The following is a 21,215-nucleotide window of genomic DNA, read 5'->3' on the forward strand; positions in this document are numbered from 1 at the left end:
CGTATTTCATGTCATAGGCCACGTCGGCATGGCCAGGCCGGTAGCGTTCGGCGATGTTGGCGTAGTCCTTCGAGCGCTGGTCGGTATTCTCGATGAGCAGCGAGATCGGCGTGCCGGTGGTCTTGCCCTCATACACCCCGGAGAGGATCCGCACCCGGTCAGGTTCCTGCCGCTGGGTGGAGAAGCGCGACTGGCCGGGGCGGCGCTTGTCCAGATAGGGCTGGATGTCCGCCTCGGACAGCTCAATGCCCGGCGGGCAGCCATCGACCACGCAGCCGATGGACGGGCCGTGGCTCTCCCCCCAGGTGGTGACCCGGAAAAGCTGCCCGAACGTGTTGAAGGACATGGGCTAGTCGCCCGCGATGGTCAGGTCTGGCGCGTCCGGGTGCTTCATGCCGACGACATGGTAGCCGCAATCCACATGGTGGATTTCGCCGGTCACGCCCCTGGAGAGGTCGGAGAGCATATACAACCCGGCGCCGCCCACTTCCTCCAGCTCCACATTGCGCTGCATCGGCGAATTATACTTGTTCCACTTGAGGATGTAGCTGAAATCGCCGATGCCGCTGGCGGCCAGCGTCTTGATCGGTCCAGCGGAGATGCCGTTCACGCGGATATTGTCGCGCCCGAGATCGGCGGCCATGTAGCGCACGGAAGCCTCCAGCGCCGCCTTGGCCACGCCCATCACGTTGTAATGCGGCATCCAGCGCTCGGCGCCGAGATAGGTGAGCGTCAGCAGCGAGCCGCCATTCGGCATGAGGGCGGCGGCGCGGCGGCCAACGGCGGGGAAGGAGTAGCAGGAGATGTCCATCGCCTGCAGGAACGCGTCGCGCGGGGTGTCCAGATACCGCCCGCGCAGGAAGTTCTTGTCCGCGAATCCGATGGCGTGGACCAGGAAGTCGATCTTGCCCCATTTCCTGTCCAGCGCCTCGAAGGCGGAGTCCATGGCGGCGTCGTCAGACACATCGCACGGAACAAGGAAATCCGCGCCAATGGAAGCCGCCAGAGGGCGCACGCGCTTCTCCAGCGTCTCGCCCTGATAGGTGAAGGCGACCTCGCCCCCCTGTGCCGCCACGGCCTGCGCGATGGCCCAGGCGATGGAACGGTTATTCGCCACGCCCATGATGAGCCCGCGCTTGCCGGTCATGAGTGTGCCGCGCGGCGGGGCGAGTTCGGCGTGGGTGTGCGGCATGGGGGGTAAATCTCCGTGGTGCTATCGTCTCTTAGGCTGGGTGGTGGCATAGAGTATATCACCCGATCAAGGGTGCATGAAATCCGGAGGCTTGTTTCTGCAATGAGTGAGGACCCCTTCAAGAAATTCGGCGAATGGTTCGCCGCGGCGGAAGGCAGCGAGCCGAACGACCCCAACGCCATGACCGTGGCGACCGTGGGCGAGAACGGCCGTCCGTCCGTGCGCATCCTGCTCTTGAAGTCCTGGGACAAGTCCGGTTTCTCGTTCTACGGCAACCTTGGCTCGCGAAAGGCGCGGGAGATGCAGGCGAACAACCATGTCGCGCTGCTGTTCCACTGGAAGAGCCTGGCCCGGCAGGTGCGCATCGAGGGTACCGTGACGCAGGTGAGCGATGCGCAGGCTGACGCCTATTTCGCCAGCCGCCCGCGCATGAGCCAGATCGGCGCCTGGGCCTCGGAGCAGTCCCGCCCGCTGCCCTCGCGCGAGCTGTTCGAGTCGCGGGTGGAGGAGGTGGAGACCCGCTTCCGGGGCCAGCCCGTGCCGCGCCCCGAGTTCTGGTCCGGCTGGAAGCTGGCGCCGGATTACTTCGAGTTCTGGCAGGGGATCGATTTCCGCCTGCACGACCGCTTCACCTTCAGCAAGACGGCTTCCGGCTGGGAGACAGGGCGGCTCTACCCCTGACCGGCGCTCAGCCTTCGTCCTGGCTGAGCTGCAAGGCCCGGGCATAGACCTGCTTTTTCGGCAGGTCTGTGGCCAGGGCCACGGCGGCGGCGGCATCCTTTACCGACATGCTGGCGAGTGCCGCGCGCAGGGCGGCGTCGAGCGTCTCGGCACTGGCTTCTTCTTCCACCGCCGGGCCGATGACGACGCAGATCTCCCCGCGCGGCGCATGCGCGGCGTAATGCGCGGCAAGCTCCGCCAGCGTGCCCCGGCGCACCTCCTCGAAATGCTTGGTCAGCTCCCGGCACACGGCGGCCGGGCGGGGGCCGAGCACATCGGCGGCGTCGGCCAGGAATTCCGCCAGGCGGTGCGGAGCCTCGTAGAACAGATGCGTCGCGCCAAGGCCCGCCATCTCCGCGCCCCGCAATTTTTGCAGTGCAGCCCGGCGGGCGCCGGATTTGGGGGGCAAGAAACCGCTGAACAGATACTGGTGCGGCGGCAGGCCCGAGAGGGTGAGGGCCAGCAGCGCGGCGTTGGGGCCAGGGATGCCGGAGAGTTTCAGCCCGGCCTCGATCACCGCGCGCACCAGCCGGTAGCCAGGGTCGGAGACCAGCGGCGTGCCGGCATCCGAGATCAGCGCGAACCGCGTGCCCGCGCGCATCGCCTCGACCAGTGCCGGAATCCGCGCCGATTCGTTGTGCTCGTGCAGGGCCTGGGTGCGGGTGCCGATTCCGTGCGCGCGCAGCAGGGTTGCGCTTGTTCGCGTATCTTCACACAGAATCACATCAACTTTGGCTAGAGTGTCCCGTGCGCGGGGGGACAAATCTTGGAGGTTGCCGATTGGGGTGGAAACCAGCACAAGGGCAGGCCATGAAGCCGCATCATCCCCGCTTACGGAGGGCCGTGCCGTTGTCTCGTCCACATTCTCGCCTTGCGTCGTCTGTTCGCTCATATTTACTCCTGGGCGGCACGCTGGCGCTTGCTGGCTGCGCCGGTCAAGTGCTGCGGATGCCATTCAGCGCCGGGCCGCCCGCGCCGCTGGCTCCGGCGGCGCCATCCGCGCCAAGCGTCTATGGCCGCACCAGCGGCGCCGTGCTGCTGCTGGCGCCGCTCACGGGCAACCTCGCGCCAGCGGGCCAGGCGCTGGCGAATGCGGCCAAGCTCGCCTTTCCGGCCAATTCCTCCCCGGCGCTGGACATCCGCGACACCGGCGGCACCCCGCAGGGTGCGGCGGCGGCGGCGCAGGCCGGGCTGGCGGCGGGGGATGGCATCATCATCGGTCCGCTTACCTCGGCCGAGACGCAGGCCGTGGCGCCAATCGCCCATTCGGCCGGGGTGAACGTGCTGGCCTTCACCAATGACGGCACCGTGGCAGCACCGGGCGTCTGGCCGCTGGGCATTACCCCGGCGCAGCAGGTACAGCGCGTGTTGCAGGTGGCGGCGGATGCCGGGCGCACGCAACTGGCGGCGCTGCTGCCGGACAACGATTTCGGCCATCATCTGGGCGACGCGATCAGCGCCGAGACCGCGCAGCTTGGCGAGCCCGCGGCGCAGATCACTTTCTACCAGCCGGGCTTTTCCGGCGTGAACCAGGCGGTGGAGCAGATTTCCGGCTTCGCCAATCGCGGCCAGAGCATCATGGACCAGATCAAGCGGGCGCAGGACCTGGGCACCGCCGCGGGCCGGCAGAAGGCCAACGATCTGCGCCACCAGCAGATTCCGCCGCCCAGCTTCAACGCCCTGTTCATCGGCGCCACGGACCCCAATTCCCTGGCGGAGATGGCGAATTTTCTGCCCTATTACGACGTCACCCCGCCGCAGGTGCAGCTCCTGGGCCCGGCGCCATGGTCGAAGATCGCGCCGCAGATGGCGAGCCAGAGCGTGCTGGTGGGGGCGATGTACGCAGCACCCGATCCGGCCGCGGCCGCCACGTTCGAGGGCAAGTACCAGGCCGCCTACGGCGCGGCGCCTCCGGGCATTGCCGAGGTGGCGTTCGACGCCGCGGCCATGGCCAGGCTGGCAGCGGGGCAGGGCGGCTATACCGCTAACGTGCTCACCGCCCCCGCGGGCTTCACCGGCACCAATGGCGTGCTGGCGCTGCGCCCTGACGGCACGGTGAAGCGAGGCTTGGCGGTGTTCTCCATTGCGGCAGGGCAGCCCGCGATTACCTCGCCCGCGCCCGCCAGCCTCAGCCAGCCGTAAGGCGCGCGGTGCAGAAGCTCCTCGACAAGGCTTGGCCGGCAGCGTTCGCGCTGTTCCTGGGCATGGCGGCGCTGCCGAGCCTGGTGTTCCTGGTGCTTGTGCTCTTGGGCGATTTGCCTCTGTACCCCGCGCTGTTGGCCTGGGGGACGTGCGCCGTGGTGGGCGGGACGTTCAGCATCCTGCTCGGGCGCGACTTGGTGGTGATGAGCCGTCTGCTGCGGGCGTTGCGCAGTGCGGCGGGAGCCCTGTCCAGCGAGACCATGCTGCTGGTGCCCGGCATGCGCCAGGTAGGGCAGGAGGCAATCCGCCTGGTCCATGCCGAGCGCCTCTCTCGCGCCCGGCTGCTTGCCAGCGTGGCGGAGGACCGTGCCCTGGTCGAGCGCCTGCCGGACCCGCTTCTGAAGCTGGACGAGGACGGCAAGATCCTCTGGCGCAACGACAGCGCCATTTCCGGCTTCGGCGGCGAGATAGCCGCGCTGCTGCGTCATCCGGATGTGCGCGACGCCCTGGCCGAGGCGGCGGAAATAAAGGTGGCGGTGCGGCGCGAGGTTGCGCTTTCGGTGCCGGTTGCACGGGATCTGGATGTGACGATGATCCCGGCCGGCGGGCCGGTGTACATGCTGGTGAACGACCGCACGCATGAACGCGCGCTGGAAAAGATGCGCGCGGATTTCGTCGCCAATGCCAGCCATGAGCTGCGCACGCCGCTGGCCAGCCTGATCGGCTTCATTGAGACCCTGCGCGGCCCCGCGGCGGATGACCCGGAGGCGCAGCAGCGGTTTCTTGGCATCATGGCCGAGCAGGCGGCGCGCATGCAGCGCGTCATCGGCGATCTGCTCAACCTTTCGCGCATCGAAATCACCGAGCATTCGCCGCCGAAGGAGCTGGTGCATCTGCCGCTGCTGCTGGAGCGCATCGTCGCCGGAATGGAGCCAATGCTGAAGGCCAATGACGCAAGGCTGGAGGTGGCGGTGCCGGCGGACCTGCCAAAGGTCCCCGCCGATGCCGACCAGCTGACCCAGGTGTTCACCAACCTGCTGGATAACGCGTTGAAATACGGCAAGCGCGGCGGGGTGATCAAACTCACCGCCTCCATTGCGCCGGATACGCGGTTCGAGCCGGGCGGCGTGGCCATCAGCGTTGCCGATGACGGCATAGGCATCCCGCGCGAGCACATTCCCCGCCTGACCGAGCGCTTCTACCGCGTGGACAAAGGCCGCTCGCGCGCTATCGGCGGCACCGGGCTGGGGCTGGCCATCGTCAAGCATGTAATCAACCGCCATCGCGGCCGGCTGTTTATCGATAGCGATGCCGGCAAAGGCTCGGTCTTCACCATCTGGCTTCCCGGCCGCGGCAGCTGAGCGGTTATGGCGCGGCCAGCGCCGCGTTCAGCTCCCGCTCGCGCCCCAGGCTACGGAAATAATCGACCAGCCGCGGCTCGCGCGCGATTTGCTGCGCGTAAACCTGCCTGGCGGCGGCGACGAGATCGCCACCCCGGTTCAGTGCCGCGTCGCCCAGTTCCACAAGGCGCAGATTGGGCCAGATCTGCGGGCGGATGCGCAGCAGCTCCGTGAATATTTCCGTGCCCGAATGACTCGGCGCGGCTTGCGCCACAAGCAGCGCCATGCTGGCCGAGGAACGGGAAATTCCGGCATGGCAATGCACCAGCAGATGCGCGCCGGGCCGGGGTTCGCGCACCACCGCGCGGCCAAACGTCAGCAGCGCCTGCACATCCGCCTCCGAAGGCGCGGTCTTGCCTGGTGTCTCGTCGATGATGTCGTCGAAGCGCAACTCCAGCTTCTCGTGTTCGCCATAGGTGCCGAACACTTCCGGCACCGGGTGCGCCGGGTCGAGAATGGAGAGGACATGGGTGACCCGCATGTTGGCGTGTGCCGCCAGCTCATCCAGCCCGCAAATGGTGATGTGAAAGGGAATATGCATTGCCGGTCACGATAACGCGATTGGCCGGATGGTCAAACAGTCCGGCGCGGGTGGCAAGCCGGGGGCGGAACCGCTAGACTGCGGCAGCCTGAGAAGGGGAGCTACATGTTGGGTTTGGAGATTGTCCTCACGCTGGTCGTGCTGGGAGTGGCGGCGGTTTATCTGCACGACACGCGGCAGAACAAGCACACCATTTTGCGCAACTACCCGGTCATCGGCCATGTCCGCTATTTTGCCGAAACCTGGGGCGAGTACATGCGCCAGTACCAGTACATGCCGGACTGGGCGGAGCGCCCCTTCAACAGGCTGGAACGCAGCTGGGTGTACCGCTCGGCCAAGGGGCTTTCCAACCTCATCAGCTTCGGCTCGGAGAATGTGCCGAGCTTCATCTTCCGCAACGCCGCGTTCCCCACGCTGGATGAGGAGCGCAAATCCTATCCCGGCAAGCAAATCGGCGTGGCCGACGGACCCGGCGCCTGCCGCGAGCCGTTTCTGGCCAAGAGCTTCTTCAACGTCTCCGGCATGTCCTATGGCGCATTGAGCCACGCGGCGGTGAGCGCACTCTCGCGCGGGGCGAATATGGCCGGGATCTGGATGAGCACGGGCGAGGGCGGGCTCTCGCAATTCCATCTCGATGGCGGTGCGGATCTGATCATGCAGATCGGCACGGCGAAATACGGTGTGCGCGACGAGCAGGGCAGCCTCTCCGAGGACAGGCTGCGCGAGATCGCCGCCTATCCGCAGGTGAGGATGTTCGAGGTGAAGCTCGCCCAGGGCGCAAAACCCGGCAAGGGCGGCATTCTCCCTGGCCACAAGGTGACGCCGGAAATCGCCAAGATCCGCGGCATCCCCGTGGGGCAGGACAGCGTCTCCCCCAACCGCCACACGGATATCGGCAACATCCAGGAGCTGGGCGCGTTCATCGAGCGCGTGCGGCGCGTCACCGGCAAGCCAGTGGGGGTGAAGTTCGTGCTGGGCGATCCGCGTTTCGTCGATGAATGGTTCGATGACTGCGCCAGTAACCCGGCTCACTGCCCGGATTATATCCAGATCGACGGCGGCGAGGGTGGCACAGGCGCCGCGCCGGAGCCGCTGGCCGATTACGTGGGCCTGCCGATCACCCAGGCGCTGCCCTATATCGCCGGGCTGCGCTACGAGCACGGGCTGCAGAACCGCATCCGCATCATCGCTTCGGGCAAGCTCATCACGCCGGACAAGGTCGCCTGGGCGCTGTGCATGGGGGCGGATTTCGTGTCCTCGGCGCGCGGCTTCATGTTCTCGCTCGGCTGCATCCAGGCGATGAAATGCGGCACCGGCCATTGCCCCACCGGGGTGACCGCCGTGGATGAGCGGTTGATCAAGGGGCTCGACCCCACGGACAAAGCCGTGCGCGTGGCGCGCTACGCGCAGAAGATGCGCGACGAGGTGGAGATCATCGCGCATTCCTGCGGGCTGACCGATGCGGGCTTCTTCGCGCCACGGCATGTCACCGAGATCGAGCGCGGCGTGGCAGGGTTCAGGGCGCACGCTGGCTGATGTATCTGCTGCCGCTGTTTCTCCTCGCCGCCGGGCTGAACATCCTGCTCGGCGCCGGGGCCTGGCCTGCCGTGCTCGCGGGCAATTTGCAGGACCCGGATTCCTACATGCGGCTGCTGCGCATCGAGCAGGGCATACGCGCCGGGCATCTGCTCACCAGCGTGGCCGGGGATCAGTCCGGCGCCGGGGTGATGGTGGAATGGTCCCGGCTGCTGGACATCGTGCTGTGGCTGATGGCGGCGCCGCTGGCGCCGTTCCTCGGCTGGCACAAGGCGCTGTTCGCCGCCGGGGTGGCGCTGGGGCCGCTGGGGGTGGGGTTCCTCGGCGCGGCGCTGGCCTGGGCCGTGGAGCCCTTCGCGCTGCGGCGCTATCTGTGGAGCGCTGCCATCGCCGCCGCCGTCCTGCCCGGTGTGGTGACCATCGAGGTGCCGGGCGTGGTGCATTACCATGTGCTGCTGCTGGCGATGATCGCGCTCACCGCCGGGTTTACGGCGCGGGCGTGGCGCGGCGATAGCTGGGCCGGGTTTCTTGCTGGGGTGAGCGGCGGATTCGCCATCTGGCTGACGCCGGAGACCATGCCCTTCGTGCTGATGGCCTATGCCAGCCTGATGCTGCGCTGGCTTGAAGCGCCGAACGCTATCGTGCTTCTCACCACCGCTGCCGGGTGTTTCGACGTGCTGGTGGTGGCGCTGTTCGTGGACCCGCCTGCGGGCGGGTATCTGGCGCCGGAAGTGGACCGGCTCTCCTGCGTTTATGCCGTTATGGCGCTGCTGTTCCTGGCCGGGGCGGCGATGCTGACGCGGCTGCCGAACAGGCGTTGGCGCAGCCCGGCCGGGTTTGCCGTGCTGGCGGCGCTGTTTGGCGTGTGGGTGGCGATATTTCCAGGGGTGGTGCTGGGGCCCTACGGCATTCTGCCGCCGGATGAGGCGAAGGCGTTCTTCGGCGTCATCACCGAGCAGATGCCGGTGCGCGGGCGGGAGCTGGTGGTGTTCCTGTTCCCCGGCGCCTGTGCGGTGGCTTATGCGCTGTGGCGCGGCTTGCGGCGGGAGGACAAGGTTGCCGCGCTGCTGACGCCTGAGCTGCTGAAGCCGCGCGGCAATGGCCGCGTTGTCTGGCTGTATCTGGCGGCATGCGGTGCGGTGGCGCTGGCGCTGGGGGCGAAGTTCCTGCTCTTCGTCGGGTTCTCCACGGCCTTTGCCGCGGCACTGCTGCCGGTGGCGATCAGCCGGGCGACTGCCGATCTGGCGGAGGAGCCGCAATTCGCCGGCCTGGCGCGGGTTGGCCTGCTGGCGCTCGTGCTCGGCGTGCCGGAACTGGCGGCGAGTGCCAGACCGGCGCCCAAGGCGGTAGCTGCCACCCCCGCGCACAGCTACCCGAGTTGCAAGCTGCACGATATCGCGCCGCTGCTGGCCCAGGCCGCAGGGCAGGTGGTACTGGCCGGGCCCGAGGATGCGCCCGAGTTGCTCTACCGTACCCAGGTGAAGACCGTGGGTTCGCTGTTCCACCATGGTGTTGCCGGGTACATGCGCGACCGTGCCGCCTGGCGCGTGGTGCCGGGTGGCGCCGTGCCACCTGAGGTCAGCGCCACGGGTGCAGCCTATGTGCTGTTCTGCCCACGCCCAGGGCGTTACCTGCTGGTGGCCGATCTGCCCAAGGACACGCTATGGGACGCGCTGGAGGCGGGTACGCCGCCGCCCTGGCTGGCTCTGGCCGGCCAGAACGCGGATGGGTGGATGCTTTACAAAACAACCCGCTGAAGCCGTCCGCCGGTAAGCGGCTCCGGCACGCCGGTGGTGGAGGGCAGCGAGAGCGGCAAGCCGCGCAGGGAGCGCACGGCTAGATAGGCGAAACACTGTGCCTCCAGTGCATCGCCATTCCATCCCGCCGCTTCCACGGGTTGCACCGGCACGGGGAATTGCTCCGCCAGCAGATTCATCAGGTGCTTGTTGTGCCGTCCGCCGCCCGCCACCAGCACGCGCAACGGCGGGGCGGGCACTGGCGCGCGGACGATGGCCGTGGCGGAAAACGCGGCCAGTGTCGCGGCGGCATCCGCGGGGGTCAGCCCGTCAATGGCCTGGGCGATGAGGCTGGAGAAGGTCAGCCGGTCCAGCGATTTCGGCGCCGGGCGGGCGAAGTACGGGTGTGCCAGCAGCGTGGCGAGCCGGGCTTCGTCCACGCGACCCGAGGCGGCCAGCGCCCCGTCCTTGTCGTATGGCTGGGCGAGATGTTTCTGTGCCAGATCGTCCAGCGGGCCGTTGCCGGGGCCGGTGTCGCAGGCGATGATCTCGCCGCTCGGCCCCAGCCAGGTGATGTTGGCGACGCCGCCGATGTTCACCACCAGCAAAGGCTTGGGCAGAGCCGCCGCCATGGCCGCGTGGAACAGCGGCGCGAAAGGCGCGCCCTGGCCGCCCGCCGCGACATCTGCGCTGCGGAAATCATGCACCACGGGGATGCGCGCGATATGCGCGAGCAGTGCGGCATCGCCGATCTGCCATGTCCGGTGCGCCTCGGGCGCGTGCAGAATTGTCTGGCCGTGGAAGCCGATAACATCGGCCGAGCGCCCGACCATGCTCACGGCGATGGCATGGTCACGGGTGAGCCGCTCCTCCACCTGCTTCAGGAACGGGTCATCCGCGGTGAGGGCGGGGGCGAGGTCGAGCAAACGGCGCAGATCGGCGCGTAGATCCTCCTCATAGCGTAGCATCACCGTGGGGCCGAAATGGGTGATCCGCTCGCCGTCAGTCTCGATCCAGGCGGCGTCCACGCCATCCAGCGAAGTGCCGGACATGAGGCCGATGGCGCGGAGGGCTGGGGTGGGCATGGCGTGAGCTGGCTGTTGCTTGGAAGGAAGAATGCCCATGGCTCTGGGGTTTCGCACGCCGCGCTATCAGAGGAAAAGGGCGATTGCGACGCGGCGTAGTTTATGTCCTAAAGCCCGGGCTTGAAGCGAGTTGGCTGGAAGGGGCGGCGTTGCAGCGTTTGTTGGACAATGTGCGGCTGTTCTGGCGGATGGCGAGCTACGCGGCGCTCGGCTTCTTCTGGGTGATAGTGCTGCAGGTGTTCGCAATTAAAATGCTGCCCCGGCTGGGGTATCTGGCCGGGCGGCCAATTGGCAATGATCCGCCATGTATCACGCCTGAATGTGATTTCTCCGCCTTCTGGCCCGCTGGGCTGCTGGCGCGCCAGCATGCGTTTTCGCAGATATACAACTCCGTGGCTTTCCTCGCCGTGCAGCGCCATGTGCTTGCGGCCTCGGCCAATCTGGACGCTTTTTTCTACCCGCCGGCAATGCTGCTGCCGAGCGTGCTCATCTCCTATCTACCATTCGAGTTGGGTTTTTTTGTCTGGACCCTTGGATTCATCGCTTTGGCGGCTTGGCTGCTGCGCCGCTCTGGGCTCTCCTGGCCCGTGATCGTGGCCGGGCTGTTGAGCCCGGCGGCGCTGTGGAACACCGAGTTGGGGCAGTTGGGGGTCATTGGCGATGCGATTCTCGTCGCCGGATTGTTCCTGGCTGGCACGGCACCTTGGCGGGGGGGCGTGCTGCTGGGGGTGCTCGCGTGCAAACCGCAGATCGGCATATTGGTGCCGGCAATGTTCGCGGGGCAATGGAATTGGCGCGGGCTGATGGGATTTGCGGCGGCCTGCGGGGTGCTGCTCGCGCTGACCATGGTGTTTTTCGGACCCGCGTGCTGGGCTGCCTACCATGTTGCCGGTAGCCCGCACGCGATGGCGGTGTTGAATGCGCCGTTCGATTCCAGGGCTTATGCAGGCGACGGCGTCTCGATCTTCTGGATGCTGCGCAGCCTGCATGCCGGGCTGCCCGTGGCCTACGCGGTGCAGGGCGTGTGCACAATCCTCGCTATGCTGGGGGCGGCCTATATCTGGCAGCGGCGCGATCTGGCGCGGCTGGACCAGGTGGCGCTGACGGTGATCCTCTCGCTGCTGGCCACGCCCTACGGCTATGACGATGACATGGTGGCCTGGTCCATCGTGCTGGCGGCGCTGGCGGAGCGCCGGTGCTGGCGCATCGGCATGCTGGATGTGCTGTTCTGGATCTGGCCGGTCGCGTGCCAGATTGTCTCTGAACAGACGGGCATTCTCTTCACCCCGCTTGTTGTACTGCTGGCACTGGCGCGCGAGGCGCATGAGGCCGGGTTGCTGCAAAGGCGTGACGCGCTAAGGCTGGCATGAGTGCGATCATGCTGAGATTGCGGGAATATGCGCGGTTGACGAACACCTTAGGTGCTTGGGGGCTGCTCGTGTCGTTCTGGGGCGTGTTTCTGGTGGCGTTTGCGGAGCATATGGCGCCGCGCTTCGGCTACCTAACGGGTCGGCCCATTGGAAATGACCTGCCATGCAACAAGCCCGAGTGCGATTTCTCTGTGTTCTGGCCGGCAGGGATTCTGGCCCGCGCACATGACTACGCGACGCTCTATTCCGCCCCGGCCTTTATCCGCGCCGTGAACACGATGCTGCCGCCCAGCCCGAATATTGAAACGTTCTTCTATCCGCCGACTATGTTGCTGCCGGTCGCGGCGGTTTCGCACCTGCCGTTCGAATGGGGCGCATTCGCGTGGATGTTCGGCACCTTGGCGCTGGCGGCGGCTGTTCTCCGGCTGGCGCGGGTGCATTGGCTGGTCATTGCCGCCGGGCTGTTCAGCCCAGCGGCGCTGCTGAACACCGAGGTCGCCCAACTCGGCGCGCTTGGCGGCTCGCTGCTGCTGGCGGGGCTGTTGCTGGCCGAACGGCGTCCGGCGTTGAGCGGCGGGCTGCTTGGGCTGCTCGCGGCCAAGCCGCAGATCGGGCTGCTCGTGCCAGCGGTGTATCTGGCGCAGCGGAACTGGCGCGGCCTCAGCGTGTTCGCGCTGTGGGTGCTGGCGCTGGCCGGGGCTTCGGCCTGGATCTTTGGTCCGGCCGCATGGCGGGCGTATTACATGCTCGGCCACGCGGAAACGGCACGGATCATGGCCGCGCCGTTCGATCCCGCGACCTCGCAGGGCTGGGGCGTTTCCATCTACTGGCTGCTGCGCAGCCACCGGCTGGGCGTGCAGCCCGCCCTGGCCCTGCAAGCCATATGCGCGCTGGCTGCGGCCGGCGCCCTGTTCTGGCTGCGGCCACGGCTCCCTGGCCCGGCGTTTACGGAGATCGCCGTGTATCTCTCACTGCTGGCTACACCGTACGGCTACAGCACGGACATGGTTGCCTACTCCCTGGTGCTGGCCGAGGCGGCGCGGCGGCGCGGCTGGCGCATCGGCATGCTGGACGCGGTTCTCTGGCTCTGGCCGGGCTTCTGCCTGGTGGTGTCCATCGCCACTGGGGTGTTGCTCACCCCTGTTTTTGTGCTCGCCGCCCTGCTGCGCGCAGCTTTGCGCGCCCGTGCCGCTGTGCTACCGCCCCGGCCCACAGGAGCGTGATGATGGCGAAAAGCGAATTTCTGGCCGAGGCGAAGGCCCGCGGCTTTGTGTTTCAATGCACCGACGAGGAGGCGCTGGACGCCGCCTGTGCCGCCGGGCCGATCGCGGGCTATGCCGGGTTCGACCTGACGGCGGACTCCCTGCATGTCGGGCATATGATCCCGATCATGCTGCTGCGTCTGTTCCAGAAGCATGGGCACAAGCCGGTGGCGCTGCTGGGCGGCGGCACCACGCGCATCGGCGACCCCTCCTTCCGCGAAGAAGCCCGCCAGCTTCTCTCGGACGAGCAGATCGGCAAGAACCTCATCGGCATCCGCAAGAACCTGGAAGCCTTCATCGACTTTTCCGCCGGGGCGGAGCTGGTGAACAACGCCGACTGGCTGGACAAGCTCTCCTACATCGCCCTGCTGCGCGATGTCGGCGTGCATTTCTCGATCAACCGGATGCTCTCCTTCGACTCCGTGAAACAGCGGCTCGACCGCGAGCAGGGACTCACCTTCCTGGAGTTCAACTACTCCATCCTGCAGAGCTACGATTTCCGCGAGCTGAACCGCCGCTTCGGCGTAACGCTGCAGATGGGCGGCTCGGACCAGTGGGGCAACATCGTCTCCGGCATCGAGCTGGTGCGCCGTACCGAGCAGAAGGGCGTGTTTGGCCTGACCACGCCGCTAATCACCACCGCCTCCGGCGCCAAGATGGGCAAGTCCGCCGCCGGCGCGGTGTGGCTGAGCGCCGAGAAGCTCAGCCCCTACAACTACTGGCAGTTCTGGCGGAATACCGAGGATGCCGATGTTGGCCGGTTCCTCAAGCTGTTCACCGACCTGCCGCTGGACGAGATCGCCCGGGTGGAGACGCTTGGTGGGGCCGAGATCAACCAGGCCAAGATCATCCTGGCCACCAAGGCCACCGCCCTGGCCCATGGCCGTGCCGCCGCCGAGGAAGCCGCCGAGGCCGCGCGCAAGCTGTTCGAGCAGGGCGTAGCGGCGGAAGGACTGCCGAGCATCACAGTCCCCGAAGCCGAGTTCGGCGAGGGCATCCCCGCTTTCGCGCTGTTCGTGAAGGCTGGGCTCGCCGCCACCAATGGCGAGGCACGGCGGCTGATCCGCGGCGGCGGCGGCCGGGTGGATGACATGGTGATCGCCGACGAGGCGCAGCTGATTACGCCCAAGCCGGAGCAGAAGCTCTCGGCCGGCAAGAAACACCACGTTCTGGTCAAGCTGGGCTAATAGCCGCCTGCCACGCCGGCATGGGACAAAAAAAATGCGCACGTAATGGCCTTTCGTTACGTTGCAAAAAACTCGCATGCGTGTTGACTTGCTAATCGGAACGCAAGGAGCCTGCATGTCGATCCGCGCCGCCATCACGCATCGCACCTCGTACAAATATGACCGCCCGGTCACGCTGGGTCCGCAGACCATCCGCCTGCGCCCGGCGCCGTATGCCCGCACCCCGATCATTTCCTATTCGCTACAGGTCTCGCCCAAGCCGCACTTCCTCAACTGGCAGCAGGACCCGCAGGGGAACTTCCTGGCGCGCGTGGTGTTCCCGGAGCGGGTGACGCATTTCGACGTGGTGGTGGACGTGGTTGCCGATATGGCTACGATCAACCCGTTCGACTTCTTCCTGGAGCCGCAGGGCGAGACCTACCCCTTCGCCTACGACGACATGCTGGCCGAGGAACTGGCCCCGTTCCGCGTGCTGAACACACCCGGCCCGCTGCTTACCGCGCTCATCGAGGAGATGCGGGCGAAGTTTAAGGACAGGGAGCTGCGCACCGTCGACATGCTGGTGGAGGTCAACCGCGTCCTGCATGAGCGCACCGCCTATGTCGTGCGCCTGGAGCCGGGCGTGTATACGCCGGAGGAAACTCTGGAGCTGGGCAAGGGCTCCTGCCGCGATTCCGCCTGGCTGGCGGTCAATCTGCTGCGGCATCTGGGCTACGCCGCGCGCTTCGTGTCGGGCTATCTGATCCAGCTCACCGCCGACGTGAAGCCCGTGGATGGCGGCGCGGCCGGGCCGGAGGCCGACTTCACCGATCTGCACGCCTGGGCCGAGGTGTATCTGCCCGGCGCTGGCTGGGTCGGGCTGGATCCCACCTCCGGCCTGTTCGCGGGCGAGGGACATATCCCGCTGGCGGCCACGCCGTCCCCGCAATCGGCGGCGCCGATTTCCGGCGGGTTCGTGGCGGAGGACGGAACGGAGGCGGAATTCGACTTCCACATGGAAGTGCGGCGCGTCTCCGAGACCCCGCGCGTGACCAAGCCCTATACCTCGAGGCAGTGGCAGGACATTCTGGCCCGAGGTGCTGCCGTGGACCGCGCGCTGCTCAAGGGCGATGTGCGCCTGACCATGGGCGGCGAGCCGACTTTCGTTTCCGCCACCGACCATGAGGGCGAGGAATGGAATATCGACGCGCTGGGCCCGACCAAGCGGCACTATGCCGGACGGCTGATCCGCAAGCTCACGCCGCTCTGGGGCAAGGGCGCGGCGCTTACCTACAACATGGGCAAGCACTACCCCGGCGAGCAACTACCGCGCTGGGCCATCCACGCGCATTGGCGGGCCGATGGCGAGCCGGTGTGGAAGAACCCCGAGCTTCTGGCGAGCGACGATGATACCGACAACGCCACCGCGGCGGATACGACGGAATTCGCAGCGGCGCTGGCCGAGCGCCTGCAGGTAGACCCCGGCCTCGTCAACAGGGCTTACGAGGACATCCACTACTACCTCTGGAAGGAGAAGCGCCTCCCCGCCAACGTGATCGTGGAGGATTCCAAGCTAAACGACCCGCTGGAGCGTGCGCGTCTGGCCAAGGTGTTCGGCCAGGGGCTGGCCTCGTCTGTCGGCTCGGTGCTGCCGCTGCGCCGTGTCATCATGGACGGGCAGCGCCGCTGGCAGTCGGGCCCGTGGTTCTTCCGCGACGACGTGATGTTCCTCATCCCTGGCGACAGCCCCATCGGCCTGCGCCTGCCGCTGGAAAGCCTGCCCTGGGCCGAGCTGTCGCATATCGAGCAGGATTTCGAGCTCGATCCGTTCGCCCCGCGCGAGAAGTTGCCCCGGCGCGACTCCATGCAGTTGCGCCGCGAGGTGCATAACGGCACCGGCATCGAGGGTTTCCGTCCCGTGCCGCAGGATGCCCCGGTGGTCGGGCGCGAGGAGCCGGGAATCGTCCGCACCGCGCTCTGCGTCGAGGCGCGTGATGGCATCATCCATGTGTTCTACCCGCCGCTCTACGATGTGGCAGACTGGCTGGAACTCACCGCCGCCATCGAGGAAACCGCCGCCGAGTTTGACCGCAAGGTGATCCTGGAAGGCTATCTGCCACCCGAGGACCCGCGCGTAACCAATTTCTCCGTTACGCCAGACCCGGGAGTGATCGAGGTCAACATCCACCCCGCCGGCAGTTGGGGCGAGATGGTGGAGCGCACCGGGCAACTCTACGAGGCGGCGCGCGAGGTGGGGCTGGCGGCGGAGAAGTTCATGCTGGATGGCCGGCATGTGGGTACGGGCGGCGGCAACCATGTGGTGATGGGCGGGGCCACGCCTGCCGACAGCCCGTTCCTGCGCCGGCCCGATCTGCTGAAGTCGATGCTCGGCTTTTGGCACAACCACCCGTCGCTCAGCTTCCTGTTCTCCGGTCTCTTCATCGGCCCGTCCTCGCAGCATCCGCGCATCGACGAAGCCCGTGACGACGCGGTGAACGAGCTGGAAATCGCCTTCCAGCAGGTGAGCCGCCAGACGCAGACGCCACCCTGGCTGGTGGACCGGCTGTTCCGCAACATCCTGTGCGACATGACCGGCAACGGCCATCGCACGGAATTCTGCATCGATAAAATGTATAACCCCACCGGTGGCTCAGGCCGGCGCGGGCTGGTGGAGTTCCGCGCCTTCGAGATGCCGCCGCATGCCGAGATGTCCACCGCGCAGATGCTGCTGATGCGCTCGGCCATCGCGGCGTTCTGGGAGCGGCCATATGAGCGCTCGCTGGTGCGCTGGGGCACGCGCCTGCACGACGAGTTCCTGCTGCCGCATTACAACGAGGCCGATTTCAAGGGTGCGTTGGAGGAGCTGGCGGCCTACGGCTTCCCGCTGGATAAGGAGTGGTTCGCGCCGCATGTGGAGTTCCGCTTCCCCAAGCTGGGCGAGGTGGCGGTGCGCGACATCCAGCTCGAACTCCGCCATGCGCTGGAACCCTGGCACGTGCTGGGCGAGGAACAGACCTCCAGCGGCACGGCACGCTATGTGGACAGCTCCGCCGAGCGCCTGCAGGTGAAGGTGAATGGCTGGGTGGACGAACGCTACGTGCTCGCCTGCAACGGCGCGGCCATGCCGTTGCAGCGCACGGAAACGCAGGGCGAATATGTCGCGGGCGTGCGCTTCAAGGCCTGGCAGCCCTACTCGGCGCTGCACCCGACCATCGGCGCGCAGGTGCCGCTGATCTTCGACGTGTATGACCGCTGGACCGGTCGCAGCCTGGGCGGCATGACGCACCATGTCGCGCATCCGGGCGGGCGGGCTTACGAGGATTTCCCCGTGAACTCCAACTCCGCCGAGGCACGCCGCCGCTCGCGCTTCTACGCCTTCGGCCATACGCCAGGGGCCTGCCCGGAGCCGCAGACCGTGCCCGGGCCGGAATATCCGCGCACGCTGGATCTGCGCCGGGCTTAACCCCGGGCGCCGCCGACCAAGAGGCGTTGGCACTGGCGGCGCTCCGGTTGTAGAGGCTGGCGCATGAGGACCAACATGCGCCGCCTGACCGAACTCCGCCTGCCGTTGAACCATACCGAGGCCGAGCTGCGCGCCGCCATCGCCGCCGGGTTCGGCGTGCCGGAGGCGGCCGTGCTCTCCTACAGCGTTTACCGCCGCGCCTGGGATGCCCGGCGCAAGGCCGACATCAAGCTGGTTTACACCATCGACGCCGAGCTGGCCGTGGACGTGACCGCTGGCGAGCCCAGCCCGGACGTGAGCTACAAATTCGTCGCCCGCGCGAAGAACCGGCCGCAAAAGCGCCCCGTCGTCATCGGCACCGGGCCGTGCGGCATCTTCGCGGCGCTCATCCTGGCCGAGATGGGCTTCTGCCCGATCATCCTGGAGCGCGGCAAGGTGGTGCGCCAGCGGACCAAGGACACTTGGGGCCTGTGGCGGCGCGGCGAGTTGAACCCCGAATCCAACGTGCAGTTCGGCGAGGGCGGGGCAGGGACCTTCTCCGACGGCAAGCTCTACTCGCAGATCAAGGACCCGCGCCATCTGGGCCGTAAGGTGCTCACGGAATTCGTGGCCGCTGGGGCGCCTGAGGAGATCCTCTACGTGGCCAAGCCGCATATCGGCACGTTCCGGCTGGTGAGCATGGTGGAATCCATCCGCGCCAAGGTGGAGGCCCTGGGCGGCGAGTACCGCTTCGGCGAGAAGGTGACGGATTTCGACATCCGGGACGGCCAGATGCGCGGGGTGGTGCTGGCCTCGGGCGAGCGGATCGAGACGGACCATGTGGTGCTGGCCATTGGCCATTCTGCGCGGGACACCTTTGCCACGCTGCACGAGCGCGGCGTGTTCATGGAGGCGAAGCCCTTCTCCGTCGGCTTCCGCATCGAGCATCCGCAGTCGATGATCGACCGCCACCGTTTCGGGCCCAATGCCGGCAACCCGCTTCTGGGTGCTGCGGATTACAAGCTGGTTCATCACGCCAAAAATGGCCGTGCGGTGTACTCCTTCTGCATGTGCCCGGGCGGCACGGTGGTCGCCGCCACCTCCGAGCCGGAGCGCGTCGTGACCAACGGCATGAGCCAGTATTCCCGCGCCGAGCGCAACGCCAATGCGGGCATCGTGGTGGGCATCACGCCGGATGACTATCCGGGCGGCGTGCTGGCCGGGGTGGAGTTCCAGCGCCGCTGGGAGAGCGCGGCTTACGTGGCGGGGGGCGGCGCCTATAAGGCGCCGGGCCAGTTGGTGGGGGATTTCCTGGCCGGGCGCGACTCGAAAGAGTTCGGCGAGGTGCTGCCCTCCTACAAGCCCGGCGTTCACCTCACCGATTTGGCATCGACCCTGCCCGATTACGCCATCGCCGCCATCCGCGAGGCGCTTCCCGCCTTCGGCCGCCAGATCGTGGGCTTCGACCGGCCGGATGCGGTGCTCACCGGGGTGGAAACCCGCACGTCCTCGCCATTGCGCATCACCCGTGGCAAGGATTTCTGCTCGCTCAACGTGCGCGGGCTGTACCCGGCGGGCGAGGGGGCGGGCTACGCGGGCGGCATTCTCTCGGCCGGGGTGGATGGTATCAAGGCCGCCGAAGCGGTAGGCTTGAGCATTTTGGGCGCGGCTTGAGTCTTTTTATCTAGAAATTCTATAGAGAGATGCCATATCATCGCACGGGAAAAGTATTTCCTATCGGAAAACCGTGTTGTAGATAAAAGACGATAAGCTGGCTGGGTTAAGGAATAGAAATATGTTGTCGCAAAAATGCAAATACGCCTTGCAGGCCCTGATGGTGCTGGCCAAGGAAAACAGCGACAATCTGCTGCTGGTGAGCGAGATCGCCGAGCGCGAGAACCTGCCGAAGAAATTCCTCGAGGCGATCCTGCTGGAGTTGAACCGCAACGGCATCGTGCGCTCCCGGCGTGGGCGCGGGGGTGGATACGCGCTGGCCAAGCCCGCGGATCTCATCACCTTCGGCCAGGTTGTGCGAATCATGGACGGCGCGCTGGCGCCGCTCGCCTGCGTGAGCGTGAATTATTACCGCCGCTGCGATGAGTGCAAGGACGAGCAGGCCTGCGAGATTCGCCGCGTGATGCGCCGTGTGCGCGATGCCATCGCCAATGAGCTGGACGGCACCTCGCTGGCCAAGGCCGTGGCCGAGGGCAAGTCCGCCGCCGGGGCCTTGGCTGCGGCGGTGCCGGCCGCGGGCTGATATCCTCGGCCTAGCGCTATACTTGGATTTCGCCTCAGGCGGCTGAGGCGCCGGCGAATTCCCAGAAATTGGCGCGCGGCGAAGTACGGGCGATGAAGGCCCGTAACGTGGGGTGCTGCCAGCCCTCCGGCCCGATCAGCGCGCTGATCGGGGCGAAGAATTCATGGGCGTGCGGGATCTGCGTCGAGGCGAAATGCTCGTAGTGGCGTGGTCGCAGCGCATACATCACCCGTATGTCGCGCACCGGCAGCACAAGCGGACCGCGCGGCTCGTCGCGCAGCAGCCCGGTATAGCGCCAGCGCTGCATGCCGTTGGTAAGGGAAACCGGCTGGTTCAGCCACTCCAGCGGGCAGACCGCGAGGAGGGAATGCATGGAGGGCGCGAAGCGCGAGCGCTTGTCCAGCAGGTTTTGGAACCCGCCGCAGGCCTCGATGGCGAAGAGGTCCACATACGGGTCACGCTCCGTGCCGCCGAAGCATAGCCAAAGCCCATCGGGAATCGTGCGCAGCCGGTTGCTGCCGGGCAGCTTGAGATAGGGATGGTCGAGGTCGTCCACCGTGCCGGGGCGGGCGCGCATCCATGAGCCGCGCGCGCCCATGTCATGATCGGCAAGGCCGGGCGGGTGCTGGGGCCAGGACCGGAGTTTATGTCGGACGAGCGCATCCATAGTCGTCACGGCAGCCATTTAAGATCCCTTAGCTTGGTTTATAATCACAACCTAAAATAGAATACTGACCAAAAACGAATCGGATGCAAGCGATATTTCCGCTTCGTTAAAAATTAACTCCACCTGAAGTGGCGTAAGAGAAAATCTCCAAGCCACCAGATAAGCCTCTGAGAATAGGGAATACGGCTTACGCGATGCCGCATTGCGCCATCCATGCGGCACAGCGCATGATGAAACCTACGTTTCGCGTTAAAGTAGTATACATTCACGGCGACAGGCGGCGCCTGCAAGGCCTGGAACACGGTGAATCGCCACGATCTGTTGCAAAACAGGGCAGCGCAAAATCCGCCCCGCATCCGGAAATTGAAATGTGTTGCCGCAAGTGGTTGGGAGCTATTCGGGCAATCAGGTTGACGTTTGTCCGAGGTGCGGGAATTAGCACCTTTTCGGTCTGGTTCAGCATGCTATGCATGCGCGCCACGCTCGAAAATGGCCAAAAACGGAGTCTCGCCACGTGTCTTCCGCCGCCTCGCGCCGTGTTAAACTGCTAGGCACTGGCTGCCTGTCGCTGTCCCTTTCCGGCTGCATGATGGGCCCCAACTTCCAGGCGCCGCACCCGGCTGTCCCGCCATCGTACACCCAGGAGGCCCCGGCGGGCGCGCGCCCCTATGTGTCGGGCGATGCGGTGGATCCGCAGTG

The 21,215-nt window shown here is 66.5% G+C and carries 18 protein-coding genes; 12 read left to right on the forward strand and 6 right to left on the reverse strand.

The window, feature by feature from the left end:
• Both ACLPJJ_RS06370 and fabI read right to left on the reverse strand, forming a co-directional pair.
• The coding region (locus tag ACLPJJ_RS06370) for a chorismate synthase (RefSeq protein WP_443590108.1) at positions 1-346 on the reverse strand (346 nt) is incomplete at its 3' end.
• 3 nt (positions 347-349) lie between these two features.
• Positions 350-1,192, reverse strand: coding sequence for an enoyl-ACP reductase FabI (gene fabI / locus ACLPJJ_RS06375; protein WP_443590109.1), 843 nt, complete (start codon positions 1,190-1,192; stop codon positions 350-352).
• 102 nt (positions 1,193-1,294) lie between these two features.
• Here fabI and pdxH point away from each other — a divergent pair, with 102 nt between their 5' ends.
• Positions 1,295-1,873, forward strand: coding sequence for a pyridoxamine 5'-phosphate oxidase (gene pdxH, locus ACLPJJ_RS06380; RefSeq protein ID WP_443590110.1), 579 nt, complete (start codon positions 1,295-1,297; stop codon positions 1,871-1,873).
• Between the two features lie 7 nt (positions 1,874-1,880).
• Here the strand turns inward: pdxH and rsmI are convergent, their stop codons facing one another.
• Entirely contained in the window at positions 1,881-2,804 is a 924-nt protein-coding gene (rsmI, locus tag ACLPJJ_RS06385) for a 16S rRNA (cytidine(1402)-2'-O)-methyltransferase (protein WP_443590111.1), read from the reverse strand.
• Between the two features lie 56 nt (positions 2,805-2,860).
• Between rsmI and ACLPJJ_RS06390 the strand changes: the two genes are divergently transcribed.
• Both ACLPJJ_RS06390 and ACLPJJ_RS06395 read left to right on the forward strand, forming a co-directional pair.
• Positions 2,861-4,054 (forward strand): penicillin-binding protein activator, encoded by a 1,194-nt coding sequence (locus ACLPJJ_RS06390; protein ID WP_443590112.1) that lies wholly within the window; start codon positions 2,861-2,863, stop codon positions 4,052-4,054.
• 8 nt (positions 4,055-4,062) lie between these two features.
• Positions 4,063-5,415: a sensor histidine kinase gene (locus ACLPJJ_RS06395; protein ID WP_443590113.1), complete on the forward strand. Its 1,353-nt coding sequence runs from the start codon at positions 4,063-4,065 to the stop codon at positions 5,413-5,415.
• A gap of 4 nt (positions 5,416-5,419) precedes the next feature.
• On the opposite strand, the gene ACLPJJ_RS06400 is transcribed toward ACLPJJ_RS06395, so the two are convergent.
• Complete coding sequence (locus ACLPJJ_RS06400) at positions 5,420-5,995, reverse strand: tyrosine phosphatase family protein (RefSeq protein WP_443590114.1); 576 nt, start codon at positions 5,993-5,995, stop codon at positions 5,420-5,422.
• A gap of 105 nt (positions 5,996-6,100) precedes the next feature.
• Here ACLPJJ_RS06400 and ACLPJJ_RS06405 point away from each other — a divergent pair, with 105 nt between their 5' ends.
• Complete coding sequence (locus ACLPJJ_RS06405) at positions 6,101-7,531, forward strand: FMN-binding glutamate synthase family protein (RefSeq protein WP_443590115.1); 1,431 nt, start codon at positions 6,101-6,103, stop codon at positions 7,529-7,531.
• Complete coding sequence (locus tag ACLPJJ_RS06410) at positions 7,531-9,288, forward strand: hypothetical protein (protein WP_443590116.1); 1,758 nt, start codon at positions 7,531-7,533, stop codon at positions 9,286-9,288. The genes ACLPJJ_RS06405 and ACLPJJ_RS06410 overlap by 1 nt, the downstream gene beginning before the upstream one ends.
• On the opposite strand, the gene ACLPJJ_RS06415 is transcribed toward ACLPJJ_RS06410, so the two are convergent.
• The gene (locus tag ACLPJJ_RS06415; protein ID WP_443590117.1) at positions 9,270-10,352 is read right to left on the reverse strand and encodes an anhydro-N-acetylmuramic acid kinase; all 1,083 of its coding nucleotides are present in this window, start codon (positions 10,350-10,352) and stop codon (positions 9,270-9,272) included. The two genes, ACLPJJ_RS06410 and ACLPJJ_RS06415, sit on opposite strands and share 19 nt — an antisense overlap.
• Before the next feature lie 149 nt (positions 10,353-10,501).
• Between ACLPJJ_RS06415 and ACLPJJ_RS06420 the strand changes: the two genes are divergently transcribed.
• The 6 genes from ACLPJJ_RS06420 (at position 10,502) to ACLPJJ_RS06445 (ending at position 19,849) form a co-directional block, all read left to right on the forward strand.
• The gene (locus ACLPJJ_RS06420) at positions 10,502-11,722 is read left to right on the forward strand and encodes a glycosyltransferase family 87 protein (protein WP_443590118.1); all 1,221 of its coding nucleotides are present in this window, start codon (positions 10,502-10,504) and stop codon (positions 11,720-11,722) included.
• 8 nt (positions 11,723-11,730) lie between these two features.
• Positions 11,731-12,945 carry a glycosyltransferase family 87 protein gene (locus ACLPJJ_RS06425; RefSeq protein WP_443590119.1) on the forward strand — a complete coding sequence of 405 codons (1,215 nt, stop codon included), beginning with the start codon at positions 11,731-11,733 and terminating at the stop codon, positions 12,943-12,945.
• 2 nt (positions 12,946-12,947) lie between these two features.
• Positions 12,948-14,171, forward strand: coding sequence for a tyrosine--tRNA ligase (gene tyrS / locus ACLPJJ_RS06430; protein ID WP_443590120.1), 1,224 nt, complete (start codon positions 12,948-12,950; stop codon positions 14,169-14,171).
• A gap of 115 nt (positions 14,172-14,286) precedes the next feature.
• Complete coding sequence (locus tag ACLPJJ_RS06435; RefSeq protein WP_443590121.1) at positions 14,287-17,613, forward strand: transglutaminase family protein; 3,327 nt, start codon at positions 14,287-14,289, stop codon at positions 17,611-17,613.
• 75 nt (positions 17,614-17,688) lie between these two features.
• A complete protein-coding gene (locus tag ACLPJJ_RS06440; RefSeq protein ID WP_443590125.1) occupies positions 17,689-19,266 on the forward strand; it encodes an NAD(P)/FAD-dependent oxidoreductase in 1,578 nt (525 codons plus the stop codon).
• Positions 19,267-19,387: 121 nt separating this feature from the next.
• Entirely contained in the window at positions 19,388-19,849 is a 462-nt protein-coding gene (locus tag ACLPJJ_RS06445) for an RrF2 family transcriptional regulator (protein ID WP_443590122.1), read from the forward strand.
• Between the two features lie 34 nt (positions 19,850-19,883).
• On the opposite strand, the gene ACLPJJ_RS06450 is transcribed toward ACLPJJ_RS06445, so the two are convergent.
• A complete protein-coding gene (locus ACLPJJ_RS06450) occupies positions 19,884-20,534 on the reverse strand; it encodes a hypothetical protein (protein WP_443590123.1) in 651 nt (216 codons plus the stop codon).
• 496 nt (positions 20,535-21,030) lie between these two features.
• Here ACLPJJ_RS06450 and ACLPJJ_RS06455 point away from each other — a divergent pair.
• Positions 21,031-21,215: hypothetical protein (locus tag ACLPJJ_RS06455; protein WP_443590124.1), on the forward strand; the 185-nt coding region annotated here is incomplete at its 3' end.

The organism is Acidocella sp., assembly GCF_052326845.1.
Taxonomy (GTDB): Bacteria; Pseudomonadota; Alphaproteobacteria; order Acetobacterales; family Acetobacteraceae; genus Acidocella.

Coding starts and splice junctions, on each gene's coding strand:
- ACLPJJ_RS06440 (WP_443590125.1), top strand. CDS start 17,689: ATGCGCCGCCTGACCGAACTCCGCCTGCCGTTGAACCATACCGAGGCC.
- pdxH (WP_443590110.1), top strand. CDS start 1,295: ATGAGTGAGGACCCCTTCAAGAAATTCGGCGAATGGTTCGCCGCGGCG.
- ACLPJJ_RS06445 (WP_443590122.1), top strand. CDS start 19,388: ATGTTGTCGCAAAAATGCAAATACGCCTTGCAGGCCCTGATGGTGCTG.
- ACLPJJ_RS06425 (WP_443590119.1), top strand. CDS start 11,731: ATGCTGAGATTGCGGGAATATGCGCGGTTGACGAACACCTTAGGTGCT.
- rsmI (WP_443590111.1), bottom strand. CDS start 2,804: ATGAGCGAACAGACGACGCAAGGCGAGAATGTGGACGAGACAACGGCA.
- tyrS (WP_443590120.1), top strand. CDS start 12,948: ATGGCGAAAAGCGAATTTCTGGCCGAGGCGAAGGCCCGCGGCTTTGTG.
- fabI (WP_443590109.1), bottom strand. CDS start 1,192: ATGCCGCACACCCACGCCGAACTCGCCCCGCCGCGCGGCACACTCATG.
- ACLPJJ_RS06410 (WP_443590116.1), top strand. CDS start 7,531: ATGTATCTGCTGCCGCTGTTTCTCCTCGCCGCCGGGCTGAACATCCTG.
- ACLPJJ_RS06450 (WP_443590123.1), bottom strand. CDS start 20,534: ATGGCTGCCGTGACGACTATGGATGCGCTCGTCCGACATAAACTCCGG.
- ACLPJJ_RS06415 (WP_443590117.1), bottom strand. CDS start 10,352: ATGCCCACCCCAGCCCTCCGCGCCATCGGCCTCATGTCCGGCACTTCG.
- ACLPJJ_RS06405 (WP_443590115.1), top strand. CDS start 6,101: ATGTTGGGTTTGGAGATTGTCCTCACGCTGGTCGTGCTGGGAGTGGCG.
- ACLPJJ_RS06400 (WP_443590114.1), bottom strand. CDS start 5,995: ATGCATATTCCCTTTCACATCACCATTTGCGGGCTGGATGAGCTGGCG.
- ACLPJJ_RS06435 (WP_443590121.1), top strand. CDS start 14,287: ATGTCGATCCGCGCCGCCATCACGCATCGCACCTCGTACAAATATGAC.
- ACLPJJ_RS06390 (WP_443590112.1), top strand. CDS start 2,861: ATGCCATTCAGCGCCGGGCCGCCCGCGCCGCTGGCTCCGGCGGCGCCA.